This window comes from Thermoplasma volcanium GSS1, from assembly GCF_000011185.1.
GTDB classification, from domain to species: Archaea; Thermoplasmatota; Thermoplasmata; order Thermoplasmatales; family Thermoplasmataceae; genus Thermoplasma; species Thermoplasma volcanium.
Genome location: NC_002689.2, coordinates 853,427 through 869,700, shown reverse-complemented (window position 1 = coordinate 869,700; position 16,274 = coordinate 853,427). Strand labels below are relative to the sequence as shown.

Genomic DNA, 16,274 nt, shown 5'->3' with positions numbered 1-16,274 from the left:
GATAACTGCCCTATTTGATTATCCTTTCTATATCCCATGAATCAGTTTTATTCAAAACTAGGATATCACCGTTGTCGAATATCACTCTCCTTTCGTCTGAATGAGATAAGGTATTGTAAACGGCCCTAAGGACTCCACCGTGAGTTATTAAAAGCGTACGGCCGTCTGGCAAAGACTCTAAGCCAGAGAAAACCCTCGAAACAAAGTCAGGCCAGCTTTCAACATACGGCAGCTTTTCGATGTCTCTAGAGGTTATGTATAAGAACTCGATGCCAAATTTTGTGCGTATTTCATCCACAGTTTTACCCTCCAGTAACCCTAGATCTCTCTCATTAAACCTGCAATCTAAAAATATTGAATTTAGACCTAAGACATTTGCAGCGGCAGCCGCGGATTTTATAGCCCTCCCTATACAGCTTGAATAAATTTTGTTTATGCCTTCGTTTTCGATGCTTTTGATCGAAGATAAAAGTTTTTCTATGGCACCCGGCAATATATCGCTATCGCTCCTTCCCTGCCATCTATTCGTATAATTCATAATAGTCTTTGCATGCCTGACCAGGTACACTTTCTTCATTATATCACTGCTTCTTCTTAAATCCTCTGCTTTGTGCATCGTACTGATACCCAATCTCCCTTAGCGAGTCACGAAGAGCCGCAAACTCTGTGGTACCAAGCCTCTTAACTATCTTTACAGTATCGTTTTCTATCTGTATGGAGTCACCGTACTTGCTAACTATATTCTCGAGTTTGCCTGTCTCTTGGCCCTCTTTTTTTGGAGGCGGTGATAAATTCTCCTGGATCCAATAATAGTAAGGTCTAGCAGCAAGCTGTAGAATGGCTATTTTAACGTTCTCGTCCTGGTTCTTGAACTTTTCATTGATCTTGACCCATATGCTGTTGACGTAATTCAAATACGAATCAATATCTTCCATACATGGATCATGGCTTTCTTGCTTAAATACCTCTACTTTGCGTTTCTCATTACGATGTGATTTATCCGTTTCGATTATGGGATCGTAACAAGGTTATTATGGAGTTTTTGCCAATTTTATTTTTCCGCAGAAATGTTGAACCCTACGGTTTCAATCTTCGGCACTCTCCCTTCCATACACAACGGGATATCCCTCTTCGATCCATGACTGAATGCCACCTTCAACATCTACGATGTTAAGACCAAGCTGGCTAAGGAATTCCACCGCAGCTGCACTTCTATTTCCGTGCGCACAAATCACTGCGTACTTTTTATCGCGCTCGAGTATCTTCCACTTCTCGCGCAATTCAGATATAGGTATATTTATGGAGTTAGCAATAGAACCAAAGATCAGCTCAAATGGCTCTCTAACGTCTAAAACAGTGTAAGCCTTAATATTTTCATACAGATCGGCGGCATTTATAGATCTGTAATAGCTAAAAGGATAATATTTCTGCCACGATCTGTTGGAATTATCATATATGAAATCAAATTTTCCAGCGATATCATTATTCAGCAGCTTCGATAATGTTTGGGGATCAGAAACAAAAGCTGCTGCGCGCCTCCTTAATATGGAGAGGGGCATTGCAGAAATACGATCAATCGATAGTCTTATTGAGAAAGGAGGATGCACAGCTTCATATAAATCAATAGGATCAAAATCCACAATAACCGAATTATTGTCATCCAGAAACTGTTTTACTATCTCGCTTTCCTCATCTTCCCTTAGCACTTTCACTCATAAACATGAAATAATAATTTAAAGATATTATGTAGTTTTTATGATTACTACTTAGGAACCACTTTTTCTATTCTTATTCCAATCGTTTCGTCTCCTATTTCCCATTTTCTTAGATCATCTGTATGGCCGACATTGAGGGAATCGCACTGAGTCTCGGCTTTTATGTACGATTCGAACTTGTCGATAGCGTCAGAAAAATCTCCAACAGGATCTATCCATACGTTTATTCTGTCTGTGTAGTCAAGGTTCATCTCCTTTCTCATTAATTGTATTCTCCTTACTATCTCTCTGGCGAGGCCTTCCAAGTATTCGTTCCTGTCTATCCTTTTGTTTACGAACACATCTATGCCATTTTTTTCATCTCTAGAATATCCATAGTCAGGGTCTGGTATTGTCGAAATGTTTAGCATTTCGCCAGTTAGCTCGTGGTCCAGCACCCTAAGCTTTCCCCCGTTCTGCACAGCATCAAATGCAGCCTTTCCATCTATGGACTTTAAAGCCTCCCTCACTGAGTTTACTGAAGACCTAAGGATTGGAGCAGCTGTCTCCATCTTAAGATCAACGGTATACTTTAATGGCCTTTGCTCTGAACTTACGATCCTTATCTCCTTTGCGTTAACCTCCTGCGATACTACTGGTATTATCTCAGGGTCTATATTGCCGGACAGCAGTATTTCCTTCACTGGCTGTCTTCCCTTTATATTTATCTCCTGTCTTATCCTCCTAACAGTTTCAATGACAGAGTATGCCTGATCCATTCTTTTTTCTAGATCATGGTCTATCTTTGATGTATCAGGCTCTGGGAACGAATCCAGGTGTATGCTTTCGTAAGGGCCGTGGAGGCTAAGGTATAAGTAGTCAGAAACAAAAGGAACAATGGGCGCTAGAACCTTCGAACATGTCATTATAGCTGTATAGAGTGTTGAATAAGCTGCTAACTTATCTTCAGTCACATCTTCAGCCCAAAATCTCCTCCTCGACAGCCTAAGGTAAAAGTTTGAGAGGTTATCCACGAAATCCATCGATAACCTTACAACTTCGTGGAAATCGAGGTCATCGTATGCTCTTCTAGACTCGATTATGAATGTGTTGATCTTAGATATGAGCCATTTATCAAGAGTATCCTTAGCTTCTAAGATGCCTTTGAACTCAAAGCCATCAATATTTGCATTGTATGCAAAGAATGAGTAAACGTTCAATAATGTAGATATCACACGCCTTGAGACCTCATCTATAATCTTCCTGTCAAGGTTTTTAGATTTCCACGGGGCTCCGTAGAGGAAAAAGAGTCTGAGTGAATCTGGTGCCACTTGCTTCAAATAGTCCAGAGCAAAAACTGAGTTGCCTTTGCTTTTGCTCATCTTTCTGCCTTGCTCATCCAGGATAAAGCTTATAGACAATGCGCTGTCATACGCATTCTTGTTGAACATTATGGTTGAAATTACGTGCAAAACGTAAAACCACCCCCTGGTCTGGTCGATGGCCTCAGTTATGAATGATACTGGCAGATCGGAGGATGGATCGAAGTTATCTTCAAATGGATAGTGCATAGCTGCGTATGTAGCGCTTCCTGAATCGAACCACGTATCTATAACGTATGGTTCTCTCCTCATCTCTTCTCCGCAATCAGGGCATACGAATTTGACTTCGTCTATATACGGCCGATGAAGATCCTGAGGTACAGTAGCTCCCATCTCCTCTATTTCCTTTCTGCTTCCTATGAATCGTACATGGTTGTTGCGGCAACGCCATACTGGCAATGGTGTTCCCCAAAATCTATCTCTGCTCAGGTTCCAGTCTTTGGCTTCATCGAGGAAATTGCCAAACCTTCCGTGCTTCAAGTAATCTGGCTTCCATCTTATCTTTTCGTTATTTTCTACTAGTTTATCCCTTACAGATGATACCCTAATAAACCAAGCATCCAGCGGATAATAAAGTAAAGGAGTATCGCAACGGTAGCAAAACGGATAGCTGTGTTCGTACTTCTCGCTCTTGATAAGCAAACCGTTATTCTTAAGGTAAACTATTATGTCTTCATTTGCCTCCCTAACTTTCTTTCCATACCATGGGAGCCTTTCATCGGAGAACCTTCCGTTCTTGTCTACTGGATTCAATATGGGTACGTTTTCCCTTTTTCCTATCTGGTAATCGTCGGAACCAAAAGCAGGCGCAGCATGCACTATGCCAGATCCATCGATATCCGTAACGAAGTCACCAGTTACGACGCGGAGTGCACCTGCAGGTGGATCGAGGAAAGGCAGGAGCTGTTCGTAACCCTTACCTGCTAGTTCGAAGCCCTTCATCTTCTTTAAGACCTTGAAGTCTTTAAATATGTATTGAGCTCTGGAACTCGCTACGTAATACTTTGCATTATTGTATTCTATTAAGGAATATTCAATGTCAGGATTAACAACGAGGAATTCATTAGACGGCAGCGTCCATGGAGTGGTAGTCCATGCCACGAAGTAAGTATTCTCAGATCCCTTCTCCTTAAATCTTACGTAAACCGAAGGATCTTTAACATCCTTATACCCTTGGGCAACCTCATGAGAACTGAGGCTCGTTTCACAACGTGGGCAGTAAGGCACAACAGTATAATCTTTGTAGAGTAGGCCATTTTCGTATATATATTTGAGGACATACCACTCACTCTCTATGTATTCATTCCTCAACGTTATGTAGTCGCCGCTATGGTCTATTGAAAATCCGATGATCTGGTCTACGGTTTTCCACTCATCTATGTACCTAAATACGCTATCCCTGCAATAGCTATTGAACTTCTCGACGCCATAGTTTATTATATCGGATTTTGTCTTAAATCCGAAATACTTCTCAGCTTCGAGTTCAACGGGTAGACCGTGGCAGTCCCATCCTCCATAACGCCTGTATATCTTGTGACCAGTCATGGTATTATACCGGAGGACTATATCCTTGATCGTTCTCGTCATTGCGTGCCCTATGTGAGGTCTTCCGTTAGCTGTTGGCGGCCCTTCAAGAAAGACAAATTTCTTCGTACCTTCTTTTTTGAAAATCTTCTCATTTATTGCGTGATCATTCCAATATCTAAGAATTTCGTTGTCGATATCCATTATAGTGTTACCCTGTTCGATAAGCCTATACCTTTGAGCTTGCATTCCTTTCGTTAATATTTCTACCTATTTATTCCTTTAGAAGGTTGGGACTATCGATATTTAGAGCAACTGTTTAAGTACTTTGTATTGATGTAAGGATATCCTTACGGTGTTCAAATGGATATAAATATTGGAACCACACACAAAGTATTTCATGTCTTATCTAAAATCGGTCCCGCATGGATTGTAATGATGGCTGATGTAGATGTAGCAAGCATAATAACTGGACTTCAATCTGGCGCAGAATTTGGATTCCACATGATATTCGTAATGCTTATCCTTATCCCGCCTCTTTTCATAGTACAGAACGCCGCAGGTTACCTTGGCATATATTCGGGAATGGGCGTCGGGGAAGCGATAAGGCAGAGGTACGGGCGGAGACTTGCACTGCTTGCTGCTATACCTATGGCCTCGACAGACATACTTTCTTACATAGCCGAGTATAGCGGTATAGCTATCGGGCTATACATGGTGGGCGTCTCCCCTTATATATCCGTACCTGTTGTTTTCGTTATACATAATTTGATAGTGCTAATGAGGAGGTACGGAAGAATAGAGAGTATACTCATGATCGTGTCAGTGGGCCTCGTCCTTTTTATAATAGTCAGCGTTGCGCTTATGAAACCGTCATGGCATTCTGTTATACTTACGGGGTTAAATCCCATACAACCGTACGGAAACCATGATTTTGACATTATGATAATAGCGAACCTAGGGGCCATAATAATGCCGTTTATGATATTTTATCAAGCTGGGGCGAGCGTACAGAAATCATTGTTGGACCAAGACATAAAAATAAGCAGGAATGAAACCGCAATAGGTTCAATCGTAAGCGAGGTGCTTATGGTTATGATCGTTATCGCTGGAACATTCATAGGCGGATACGCAACTGAACCAAAGATGCTTGCGGCTGCATTGCTCCCCTTCGGCACCTATGCATATTACATCACTGCAGCTGGCTTCGTAACTGCAGGATTCCTCGCACTCATTGTCATATCACTGGCATCCTCATGGGGGATTGCAGAAGCTCTCGGCTGGAAACTTTACTCGGGCAGGCGCCGTGGTATGCATAAGGCGCAAATGAAAGGTCTAACAGAAGAAAGATCGGACTGCGATAGAAGAAAATTCATCTATTTATACATGGGAGAGAGCATACCCGCAGCAGCAATAGCACTCTCGTTTTCTGCCTATCTTCTTCCACTGGTCATAGATCTCATGATAGTCTTTGTTCTAGTGCTGGCACCGGTCGGTGTACTCCTAGGCTTGCTTGTATCAGATCAAAAAATAATGAACGGGCACAGACTATCGAAGCGTTATATGGCACTATTTTGGTTTACACTCGCTATAATAGAGATAGCCGGGCTATACAGCATAATAACTTCAATTTAACGAATCATCATTCTGAAATTAAAGCCTTGACCTTTTGCAGCAATGAAACAAAATCTTCCCTTTTTAACTTCCCTGTATTGACATTCCGAGGGCTTGGATGGTAAGAGGGAACCAGCTTAAAAGTACCCGTATCGTATACGTTTCCATGCACGAACTTCATCCCCTTCGTATTGGTTCCAAAGCTTCTCAGCACATCGAGTACCGAATCAAATGCAATCTTTCCAAGTGCAAGGACTACCTTTAGGTTCTTCATCTGCTTCACCTCGAAAATGAGGTACGGCATACAATTCTTTATTTCATCCATGGTAGGCTTATTGTCTGGAGGTACGCATTTAACCGCTGCGGTAATGTACGAATCAATGTAAACGAGGCCATCGCCCCTACTAACTGATGTCGGCTGGTTCGTTATGCCTGCTTCGAATAGGCAAGACACAAGGAAATCAGAACTCTTATCGCCTGTAAAAACCCTTCCGGTTCTATTCCCGCCAGTAGCTGCAGGGGCCAGCCCTACAATTAATAGGCGGCCAGAGATATCCCCATAGCCTGGAACCGGCCTAGACCAATATTCCTGCCCACGAAACTTTTTGTCCCTCTTAGCAACCTCTTTCCTAAAAGTAACCAGCCTAGGGCATTTCTCACAGCCAATGAGATCTGAATTCATTTCGCTTATGTCTTTCCATACATCTTCCATCTAGGAATTCACCGTTTCACTCATGTCCGTAGAGATCGAACCATCCGCCTTTGCTTCCGAATTTTACCTTCTTGTCTCCAATATAGCCATTTAGCACCATTTGCTTCAAGCTTATTGGCGGGATGAACTGCGGATCGCCTGTTTCTTCGTAAAGGTACGTCGCAATATGGTATACAGTATCTATCCCAATGATGTCCATAAGTTCAAAGGGCCCCATAGGGAAGCCGAATGCCATCTTTGTCATAGCATCTATATCCTTTCTTGTTGCTACGCCCTGTTCAGCGGATCTTATAGCAGACAAAAGCCACCCTTCTATAAACCTTGTAGTGTAGAAACCAGGTACGTCTGCTACCTTTATAGGTACTTTGCCGATCTCCTTAGCAAGCTCCATAGTTGTGTTAAATGTTTCTTCTGATGTCAGCTGTGCTTTAACGACCTCTATCAACTTCATCACTGGGGCCGGGTTAAACCAGTGCATGCCTATAATCCTCTCCTTATAGCTCAGGCCAGAGGTAATTTCAGCGATCATTATTCCTGAGGTATTGGATGCAAGTATTGTGTCTTTACTAACGTTAGATTCTAGCTTCGCAAACACTTCTCTCTTTATTCGAAGGTCTTCAGGTACTGCTTCCACAATGAAATCGCAGGAAGATAATGAAGTGTATTCCGTTGACGTAGATATTCTGGACATGATGCTATTTAGGTCATTTTCAGATATCTGACCTTTGTTAACTAGGTTTCTGAGTCCATATTTGCCATCCGAGATAGCTTTTAAAGCATTTTCCAGTATCTGTTCGTTAACGTCAACAATAGTCACTTTATACCCTGCCTTGGCAAAGACTTGTGCTATGCCCTGGCCCATAACTCCGCTTCCAACAACTCCTATGTTACTAATCTCCATGCGTTGAAAAGCGCTGGCTTAAATAAAAAACTTCTCGAATATGGAATGTATATATTATAAAATCAATAAGGCATCAATGAGCCCCAGGGGGAAAAACCGTGTTGTCGTAATTTCTATACCTTTCGTCTTCGAATCTGAGATAATCTGGGTTTATCCCTCTTCTAACTGCAAGGTAGTAGGCCAAATAATAAAGAGGTACCATATTAACAAATGGAGAAAGGTATTCGTCTTGATAATCACTATAATAGGAGATCTCAGCATCTCCATTTATGGCCATCGTAGGAGAACCTACGTAGCTAGACGCTCTGACTATCTGATTGGCCCTCTCTTTGTCTCTTTCAGTCTCGACTAAGATTACTAGAGTATTTTCGTCCATAACGGCCGTACATCCGTGGTTGAATTCTTCCAGCTCTATTCCCTCAGCATGAAGGTGGGTCGCCTCCCTAATCTTCTGGGCAGCTTCCCGTGCGACTGGGAAGTTAGGGCCAGAACCGAGAACGAATATGTCTTTTACGTTGTCCAACTCAGCTGAGGCTGATTCCATCTCCTTGTCATCATCATTCACGTGTTTTGCTATTTCGTTTCTTAACGATTTAAAATCTATATCTTTGCCAAGATATATTGATGAAACATAGAGCGCTGCAAATGCTGAGTTGAAGAAGGCCTTTGTATTGCAGAGTGATTTGTCTTCATCCTCTATTAAGATAGGTACATCAACTGAATTATAAAGCGGCGAGTCACGGTAGTGAGTTATACCAGCCGTCTTTCCGGTAATTCTTGCTTTCAACATAGCATCCACAGTGCTTTTCGTCTTTCCCGTATGGGATATGCCGATGAATGAAGATGAGTACTTCAAATAGTTTAGATATTCGTAAGCTTGCACTACCCTTCTCCTTAACCCATATTTCTCAATGATCCCCGAACCAATATATCCGGCATGGTAGGCAGTGCCGTTACCTATGAATGTTATGTCATCACCAAGGAAGCTGTAATCAACTGATTGAGCTGCCTTAAGTGTTTTGTCAATTCCTTCAGGTATCTGTTTCATCATTTCGTACATTACGTAAGGATGTTTCTTTCTATACTCAGGTAGTATGTCGGTCATCTTGCGTGCATTAGGTTATAACATTTAAAAATTCTTTTATCGTAGAAAATACAAATATAGCCCTCTCTATATTTATGAGGGTCAATTTCGACCTCTATTGGTACGCTTATCATAAGATAGTGTTATTTTAAATGAAGTATTCATGATTTATGTATTACGTTACTGAAGATGACGTGGATAAGAATTTTGATATGAAAGCCGCAATTAACGCTGTCCGTGAAGCTTTTGAGGAATATGGGAAAGGCCGTGCCTATTCTTCGACGCGAGTTAGGACATTTTCTCAAGATGGAGTACTTAATACTATGCCAGCTGCAATGGAAAAATATCATATATCTGGTTTGAAGTCCTATTATGCAACTCGGAATGGAGCAAAATTCGTAGTTGTGCTTTTTGATACCGCAGCTGACGAACTTCTAGCAATTATAGAAGCCAACAGGCTGGGGCAGATCCGAACAGGTGCAGTAACTGCCTATGCAACATCAATTCTGCATAAGAACGTTGAAATTTTCGCAATTATAGGGTCCGGCTTCCAAGCAGAAACACAGCTAGAAGGAATGCTTAAGGTGGCAAATCCAACTGAAATAAGGGTATATTCGCGTAATCAAGAACACGCGCGAAACTTTTCTGAAAGATCATCCAAGAAATTTGGCGTAAGCATAAGGGCAGTAGAATCAGCTGAGGCTGCTCTAATTGGAGCAGATACAATAACAACTATAACAAATAGCAATGTGCCAATTGTTTACAGGAAATACCTTGGAGACGAATATCACATAAACCTCGCTGGATCGAACTATATAAATCGCCGGGAGGCCGAATCAGCCGTTCTCTCTGATGCAAACATTGTAGTTACTGAGCACTTAGAACAATCATTGATAGAATCTGTTGAAATATCGGAATACGTAAAATTAGGCGGCAAACCGATCGAACTCAAGGATGTAGCTGTCGATCCAACTAGATACTCAAAATTCCATAGAACGGTGTTCAAGTCTATGGGTATTGGGTTGGAAGACATCATCTCCGGATATGCAGTATTAAAAAACATGGGCATTATTTAAATACCGTATATAATGTCGAAAATTTTATTTTTCCATATAAGACAATAAAAGCCACACCATATCAAATTAGGAAAAAGTATTCGAATTCGCTATGTTTTTAATCAATAGACCTTATTTTTTTAGCAGATAAAATATGAAAGCGATGAATTTAGATCATTTCGGGAAGATTCGGAGGCCTGTAATTCAGAAATATACTAAGTTTTATCCACAAAGTGAGGATGCACCCCTTATTATTTCGATTTTCGTAAGTCGAAACAGTCGCTTAGGAGAAAAAGCTGTCTAGTGTGCTTGTGTTCCTCTTTTCAGGCTTATTTTTTGCCGGTTCTTCAGTTTTTTTAGAAGAAAACGAATCTAGGCTGCTTATCCTATTGCCTTGGACCATATCTTTTCTGAATACATCTATAACCCTATTTAGGGTTTCTGATAACCTTTTAGCATAGTAGTCCCAGTCTGGTTTAGACTCCAACTTAGAGCCATATATGTACGGTTCAACTTCCTGCGGGGTCTTTTTGCCGTTCGTTACTATCCACGATACCTTCATGCCCGGCACAAATGTTTCGCCCCTTTCTATGAGCTTTCTGGCCGCCCTGATATTTGCAAGTGAATCGGTATTTGCCTTGTAGGATGAAAAGTCCTTAACAGTTCTAGAAATTACGAGGCTCTCGATATCTATGGACGGATCACCATTGCGTACCTTTTTCACCAGATCGTCGGCGTAATTTATTGCACCCTGAACATCGCGATCGAGTATGAAATCGATCACCTTCGAAAGGGCAGTACTCTGTAAATCAAAGGAATCTGTCCTTCGAACTTCGTAACCCTTTATTATTATCTCTCCCTTCATGTCCTCTGGATAGACGCACTTTCCAGCGTACCTTTTCTTAGCGCCGTGTGAAAAAAATGGATCTAGAACCATCTGGAAATCCAGTGTAAGGCCCTCTTCCTCTGACAGCTTCTGGCTGAGTTCTTTACCGGTTTTTATAGCGTCTTCCTGCCTTACGTCCCCTGATTCAACAAACACGCTATCTGTATCCCCGTATATTACCCTGTGGCCGCTGCTTTCCAAAACATCTATTATGTGTTTTATCGTTTCTCTAGCAAAAGCTGTTATCGCACTTCCGATTTTCGGATCTGTAAAGCGGTAGAAGGATGAGGCAAGGACGCCGTAGAATGTATTCATCAATACCTTGATTGCATTTTGTATGCCATCGTAGAATAAACGCTCATCTTCGCTCTTTGCCTCTTTCATCCTCTTCTTGACGTCATCCCTGTCAGCCATGAGTTCTTGCAGAATCCTTGGGATTAGCCCCTTTTTCTTTTCAGGCGACAAGAATCTTATGCCTGTCGGGGATACTATTTCGCCCTTTGGATCAAGAGTAGTAAAGCAAACGTTATACTTAATGATCATAGAGGGATACATACTTTTAAAGTCAAGGACTATGACGTTGGAATACAGGCCGGCCCCTATGGTGTGAACGTAACCCCCTTGTATTTCGTCCTCCTTTAAGTTGTGTGCGTTCATAGGCACGCCTATGTTTTCCCTATCGGCTGCCCTTATCAGTATAGAATCGACATAGTTGCTCGTACCTGCGTTAGCAACATCGTCCAGGGGAAGTTTTGTTACAGTACTCATGAACATTAATCTCTCTAGGACGCGTAACTTTTCGAATATGCGAAGAGTAAGATCAGCATCCTTAATGCAGTACGATATAACCTCATCCTGTCTTTTCTGCCATTCCGCCTCTATGTTCAGCCTGTCTATAGAATCTTTTCCTTCGCCAAGCAACTTCATAGCTATATAATCGAGCGATTCATGTTTTGGATGGAGTATCTTCTTCACATTCCACCACGTATCACTTATAAGCCTTCCGTGAACCCTCCAGAATTGATCCATTATTCTCCTTGGGACTGATCCATCTCTCCCTAAATTTAGGTGTATACCGTACTGCTCCATTCTCCTTTGTATAACAAGCATGTCGTATCCGTCTATATTGTATCCAGTTATAACGTCAGGATCTTCGGCTCTTATCAGATCGATGAACCGATATAATATCTCTTTTTCGTCCCCGTGTATTTCCCCTTTCTTTTGTATATCGCCGAACATTATGGAATATCCTATTACAAGTATCTTTCCGTAATCCTCTACGTTCTCCCTATTAATTTCATTTTCAACGTCAAAGCTCAGAACTTTCAAGTTGACGTTGAAGTCAGGTATATTCTCTATTTTATCTATCTTCAAAACAAGATCTGTGGTAAAATTTCCCTCTGTACCACTTATGTCTTCACCGGTTATCCTTACGCAAGCTCCGAGGTCAAAATCGTATATGAACCTATGATGGAAAGGAATATCGGCGGCCAAGACCTCAAAAGGGCACCTTCGTCTATATTCTGGCACTTTCCAGGGCGACCTTATGTATATCCTTTTGACGTTATGCATCGAACCATGAACCCATAGCACCTTGTCTTCTTCCTTTACATACTCATCATCATTCCTTATGGACGACAGATATTCATTATCCGGCTCGACCACATCAAAGTAAGGCTTGAAGCCAAAGAAGAGGGCGCTTACAGACTTACCTTCTCTGGATCGGCCAAAGATCTCCACCGCAACATCACTCTGCCTATAGGAGGCAGACACTATTCTAATGTCGACTTGCATTTGCAATCCTTCTTCCCTATATACGGAATTAAATTATGTTCGATTAATATTTAAACTTTCCCGATTCTCGAGTATCATCAAATTCAGAAATGAAGATTTTTATTGTTGTTAATTCTTCTCTCCAGTTAAGGCAAAAGAATGAAAAAACTCGTTGGCCAAGACAATGCCGCAAAGAACTCTTTGATCATAAATCTGAGGGCCTTTCTGGTATCATTTGGAGCCAACACAGCCTCTTCATACATAGGTGTATATGGAGTATTGTTAGGTTCATCACCGATAGAGATGGGCATGCTCCAGGCCTTCTCGAATTCTCTTAGCAACGCAGGCCAATTGTTCTGGGGCAGGCTGAGCGATAGAACGGGATATCGAAGGCCATGGATATTTGCAGCGAGCATAGCACTGGCAATAAACTGGATTCTTATGGCTTTCATAAGAACGCCATACGAATTGATAATCAGCTACTCTATTATGTCGCTAATATCAGCAATGATCGCTGTAAACTGGTTTAGCCTGCTCACGGATATTTCCCGCTATGGATCGAGAGGATCGTTTTTATCCTACATAAATAACATATCTGGAACAGGGAACCTCATCTCGCTTCTTGCTATGGTATTTCTACTTCATGGGATTTCCAGGGATCAGCTCGTAGTTCCATTTTCACTTGGTTCGGTATCGTATATAGCCTCCGCTATACTCATATCGAAGGTAAAAGAGGTTCGAAGAAAGACCGTATTAACCAAAAATATAATACGTACTGTTTCTGAGGCAAGAAATAACAGATACTTTTTCAATTACTTCATGGCAATGAATGTACAGGGGTTTTTCTGGTCAATGGCTTGGCCTATATTTCCTATAACCATAGTATCAGTAATGCACTTTTCACTGCCAATGGTATCTGCTTTAACCGCTACCAATATAGTCTTTACAATGCTTATTCAAAGGGCTGTAGGGAATCTTGCGGATCGTATAAATAGAGTACCCTTAATTTTTGCTAATAGGATAATGCTTGGTTTTATCCCTCTAATGTATGGATATTTCTCCAATTTCCTTGAGTTCATGGGCATGGAGGTGTACTCCGGCATAGCCTCTGGCCTTCAAAATGTTGTCATGAACTCATACCTCATGGATATCGTTCCTGAGGGACATAGAGGAGAGTACATATCAATAATAAATGGGTTCAACGGTATAATATATTTCGCTGGTTCGATGTCTGGTGGGCTTATCCTCAGTAACTTCCTGGGTTATCTACCCCTACACGCTGCAGTTGCGATCACATTTACGATTATAGCCGCAGGTAGATTTACATCTTCTTTTCTTTTCCTTGGTCTTAAGGAGCCGGAAGCAAGAAGGGGCAGACCTAACCCATTTATCGGCATACTAAGCAGAGTATTTTCTGGGCTCCCATCTGGTGGGGTGCCACGCCAGAGATGAATAGTCCGATTTTTTGGCTTTGTCAAATGTCCGTTGACGTTTGACTTCCTGTAATACTTTCCGAATCTTTTGACTGATTTACATCTTTACTTAAACGAGGCTTTAAAGAATCTTTTCGGACATGTACGAAGACCTTTCTTTGTGTTCGTCGATCTATTTACATTTCTATCTATAAAAATACTAAACGAATCACATTTCAATACTGCATTGTGCCCCATCCATGCTATCGATCAATATACCAAACATTACATATAGGAAAAATAAGCTTATCATAGATGATCTTAAAACAATAGCATGCGGTAACATTAGTTTCTCCATATACGGTACGATTATTTTCTGTTTCTTTCATATTTTGTCTGTAGATTTTAACAAGCAGGACTGTTTTATTGATTACCTATAAATAATAATGCGAAGGCCCACCTTATTTTTTAACTTCATTATAAGCATCCTTTAATCCAGAATTAATTGATGCAATGATCTTATCGATCATAATATATCGTAAGGTTAACCGCTATCAGTAAATTCGTGCATGAGCATCTTTATTTATAAGATGGTAGAAAATTCCGAATTATGTCCTTGTATGCATACACAGCTGTTGCAGTTAACTTATGTTGAATCTACCTACACTGTTTCATGATTCATTATAGTTTCACTTGGGGTCGTTCCATTAAAAATCAACAAAAAATTGATAATGAACATTCTAAAATTACAGAGTATTTCAGAAAGACTATATATCAATGGAACAATGAACTTGCATGGACAGGGCGAAGGGAAAATCGATCGCAGTCTACGTGGGCAGTATGATCGTGTTAATCATAGTTTTACTCGCGCTTCTTTACGTGCTTAGCCTTTTCCATATTGTTCCAATAAAATTTTCCAGGATATTGTATGCCGTCGTAATAGGCCTCGTTATCTATGCCATAGTAAGAATCGTAACCAAGTACGTTGAGAGGTTCATTTCACTGCATTCTGAATTCAAGCATTTAAAGTACATTGTGTTTATAATTAGCCTCCTAGGATACTTTATAATTTCTCTCGCAGTACTGGCTGCCCTTGGAATAGATGTTTCTTCAGTTATACTGGGATCTGCATTTCTCAGCGCAATCATCGGGCTGGCCGCACAAAGTGTTCTGGCAAATGTTTTTGGTGGGCTCTTTCTCTCTATTGTCCGTCCTTTTAAGCTTGGAGATCACATAGTAGTCAATACCTGGCAGTTTCCAGTTTCATTTCCTTCCTATCCGCCCAAGTACTTTTCCAGGGATTTTATTGAAGGATCGATTTATAGGGGCATCGTTTCAGATATATCGATAAACTATACTTCTATAGCTCTGGAATCTGGCGATGTAGTAAAGATACCTAACAACATAATGATTCAAGCCGCAATAACCCTTAGGCACGGTAGCGTAACAGTCCAGGCACGGTACGAGGTTCCAAAATATATAAATTTCAACGATATTTACAACAAAATAGTTGATGAAGTTGGAACTCTGCCAGGTGCGAGGAATATAGGCGTTATGATAGATGAGACTACTGTAAATACTTATATAATACTCGTAAGAGGTGATTTCCAAGGTGAAGATGCTGACTTAGTGAGGAGCCAGATACTACAGAAAGTTATAGGTATAGTCGAGCCCTTAAAGAAGCAATAATTAAATATCCCTTATGGTAATCAAAGCCAAATTTCAGGCAAAACATTTATCCAGATTTTCATTTAGGCTTCATGGATTTGAATGATTTTTCCATAAAGGTTCTTCAGGAAGTTTGCAGGATCTTAAAAGAGAGCAATAAAAAGTATGATTGGGTAGGCGTATACGTTATGGAGAATCGAAAGTTAAAGTTAGAAGCTTTCGTAGGTGAAAAAACAGAACATGAGGTCATAAACCTCGGTGACGGGCTGTGTAGCTTAGCAGTGTTGAAAAATGAAGTAGTAAATGAATACGATGTGAAGAGCAACCCAAAATACTTGGCCTGTTTCCCGTCTACGCAATCCGAGATAGTGGTGCCGGTAAGATATGGAGGAAAACCCATAGGCGAGATAGACATAGATTCGGATACTAAGGGTGCGTTTGATAAAGCTGACGAAGAATTCCTTTCTAAAGTAGCTGATTTAATCGCCCCATTAGTGTCTTCGCTTAGCTTATGATATCTATCGTGTCTTTTGCAGAAAAGCACAAAAATAAGCGGGCGAATCTAAAAA

The 16,274-nt window shown here is 41.0% G+C and carries 13 protein-coding genes; 5 read left to right on the top strand and 8 right to left on the bottom strand.

Going from position 1 to position 16,274, the window contains the following annotated elements:
• Window positions 1–10: 10 nt before the first annotated feature.
• The 4 genes from TVG_RS04490 to ileS form a co-directional block, all read right to left on the bottom strand.
• The gene (locus TVG_RS04490) at window positions 11–577 is read right to left on the bottom strand and encodes a histidine phosphatase family protein (protein WP_010917090.1); all 567 of its coding nucleotides are present in this window, start codon (window positions 575–577) and stop codon (window positions 11–13) included.
• 4 nt (window positions 578–581) lie between these two features.
• The gene (locus TVG_RS04485) at window positions 582–935 is read right to left on the bottom strand and encodes a hypothetical protein (protein WP_010917089.1); all 354 of its coding nucleotides are present in this window, start codon (window positions 933–935) and stop codon (window positions 582–584) included.
• Between the two features lie 150 nt (window positions 936–1,085).
• Window positions 1,086–1,712: a rhodanese-like domain-containing protein gene (locus TVG_RS08345; RefSeq protein ID WP_052268467.1), complete on the bottom strand. Its 627-nt coding sequence runs from the start codon at window positions 1,710–1,712 to the stop codon at window positions 1,086–1,088.
• A 50-nt stretch (window positions 1,713–1,762) separates the two neighbouring features.
• Window positions 1,763–4,849, bottom strand: coding sequence for an isoleucine--tRNA ligase (gene ileS / locus TVG_RS04475; RefSeq protein WP_010917087.1), 3,087 nt, complete (start codon window positions 4,847–4,849; stop codon window positions 1,763–1,765).
• 114 nt (window positions 4,850–4,963) lie between these two features.
• Between ileS and TVG_RS04470 the strand changes: the two genes are divergently transcribed.
• Window positions 4,964–6,235, top strand: coding sequence for an NRAMP family divalent metal transporter (locus TVG_RS04470; protein WP_010917086.1), 1,272 nt, complete (start codon window positions 4,964–4,966; stop codon window positions 6,233–6,235).
• Between the two features lie 7 nt (window positions 6,236–6,242).
• Here TVG_RS04470 and TVG_RS04465 read toward each other — a convergent pair whose 3' ends face one another.
• The 3 genes from TVG_RS04465 to TVG_RS04455 all read right to left on the bottom strand — a co-directional run bounded on the left by TVG_RS04465 (window position 6,243) and on the right by TVG_RS04455 (window position 8,932).
• Entirely contained in the window at window positions 6,243–6,926 is a 684-nt protein-coding gene (locus tag TVG_RS04465) for a uracil-DNA glycosylase (RefSeq protein ID WP_010917085.1), read from the bottom strand.
• Window positions 6,927–6,942: 16 nt separating this feature from the next.
• A complete protein-coding gene (locus TVG_RS04460) occupies window positions 6,943–7,827 on the bottom strand; it encodes a 3-hydroxyacyl-CoA dehydrogenase NAD-binding domain-containing protein (RefSeq protein WP_010917084.1) in 885 nt (294 codons plus the stop codon).
• Window positions 7,828–7,900: 73 nt separating this feature from the next.
• Window positions 7,901–8,932, bottom strand: a complete 1,032-nt coding sequence (locus TVG_RS04455) for an SIS domain-containing protein (RefSeq protein WP_010917083.1) — start codon at window positions 8,930–8,932, stop codon at window positions 7,901–7,903.
• Between the two features lie 149 nt (window positions 8,933–9,081).
• On the opposite strand from TVG_RS04455, the gene TVG_RS04450 reads away from it, so the two are divergent.
• On the top strand, window positions 9,082–9,987 hold the full coding sequence (locus TVG_RS04450) for an ornithine cyclodeaminase (RefSeq protein ID WP_010917082.1): 906 nt from the start codon (window positions 9,082–9,084) through the stop codon (window positions 9,985–9,987).
• 262 nt (window positions 9,988–10,249) lie between these two features.
• Here TVG_RS04450 and TVG_RS04445 read toward each other — a convergent pair whose 3' ends face one another.
• A complete protein-coding gene (locus tag TVG_RS04445) occupies window positions 10,250–12,646 on the bottom strand; it encodes a DNA-directed DNA polymerase (RefSeq protein ID WP_010917081.1) in 2,397 nt (798 codons plus the stop codon).
• 138 nt (window positions 12,647–12,784) lie between these two features.
• Between TVG_RS04445 and TVG_RS04440 the strand changes: the two genes are divergently transcribed.
• The 3 genes from TVG_RS04440 to TVG_RS04430 all read left to right on the top strand — a co-directional run bounded on the left by TVG_RS04440 (window position 12,785) and on the right by TVG_RS04430 (window position 16,220).
• Window positions 12,785–14,077: an MFS transporter gene (locus TVG_RS04440; RefSeq protein ID WP_010917080.1), complete on the top strand. Its 1,293-nt coding sequence runs from the start codon at window positions 12,785–12,787 to the stop codon at window positions 14,075–14,077.
• A gap of 755 nt (window positions 14,078–14,832) precedes the next feature.
• Window positions 14,833–15,726, top strand: a complete 894-nt coding sequence (locus tag TVG_RS04435) for a mechanosensitive ion channel domain-containing protein (protein ID WP_010917079.1) — start codon at window positions 14,833–14,835, stop codon at window positions 15,724–15,726.
• A 71-nt stretch (window positions 15,727–15,797) separates the two neighbouring features.
• The gene (locus tag TVG_RS04430; protein ID WP_010917078.1) at window positions 15,798–16,220 is read left to right on the top strand and encodes a GAF domain-containing protein; all 423 of its coding nucleotides are present in this window, start codon (window positions 15,798–15,800) and stop codon (window positions 16,218–16,220) included.
• Window positions 16,221–16,274: the final 54 nt, after the last annotated feature.

Bases quoted from the DNA above. Each gene is read 5' to 3' on its own strand.
- TVG_RS04430 (WP_010917078.1), top strand. From the start codon at position 15,798: ATGGATTTGAATGATTTTTCCATAAAGGTTCTTCAGGAAGTTTGCAGG.
- TVG_RS04490 (WP_010917090.1), bottom strand. From the start codon at position 577: ATGAAGAAAGTGTACCTGGTCAGGCATGCAAAGACTATTATGAATTAT.
- TVG_RS04465 (WP_010917085.1), bottom strand. From the start codon at position 6,926: ATGGAAGATGTATGGAAAGACATAAGCGAAATGAATTCAGATCTCATT.
- ileS (WP_010917087.1), bottom strand. From the start codon at position 4,849: ATGCAAGCTCAAAGGTATAGGCTTATCGAACAGGGTAACACTATAATG.
- TVG_RS04485 (WP_010917089.1), bottom strand. From the start codon at position 935: ATGGAAGATATTGATTCGTATTTGAATTACGTCAACAGCATATGGGTC.
- TVG_RS04460 (WP_010917084.1), bottom strand. From the start codon at position 7,827: ATGGAGATTAGTAACATAGGAGTTGTTGGAAGCGGAGTTATGGGCCAG.
- TVG_RS04450 (WP_010917082.1), top strand. From the start codon at position 9,082: ATGTATTACGTTACTGAAGATGACGTGGATAAGAATTTTGATATGAAA.
- TVG_RS04455 (WP_010917083.1), bottom strand. From the start codon at position 8,932: ATGACCGACATACTACCTGAGTATAGAAAGAAACATCCTTACGTAATG.
- TVG_RS04440 (WP_010917080.1), top strand. From the start codon at position 12,785: ATGAAAAAACTCGTTGGCCAAGACAATGCCGCAAAGAACTCTTTGATC.
- TVG_RS04435 (WP_010917079.1), top strand. From the start codon at position 14,833: ATGGACAGGGCGAAGGGAAAATCGATCGCAGTCTACGTGGGCAGTATG.
- TVG_RS04470 (WP_010917086.1), top strand. From the start codon at position 4,964: ATGGATATAAATATTGGAACCACACACAAAGTATTTCATGTCTTATCT.
- TVG_RS04445 (WP_010917081.1), bottom strand. From the start codon at position 12,646: ATGCAAGTCGACATTAGAATAGTGTCTGCCTCCTATAGGCAGAGTGAT.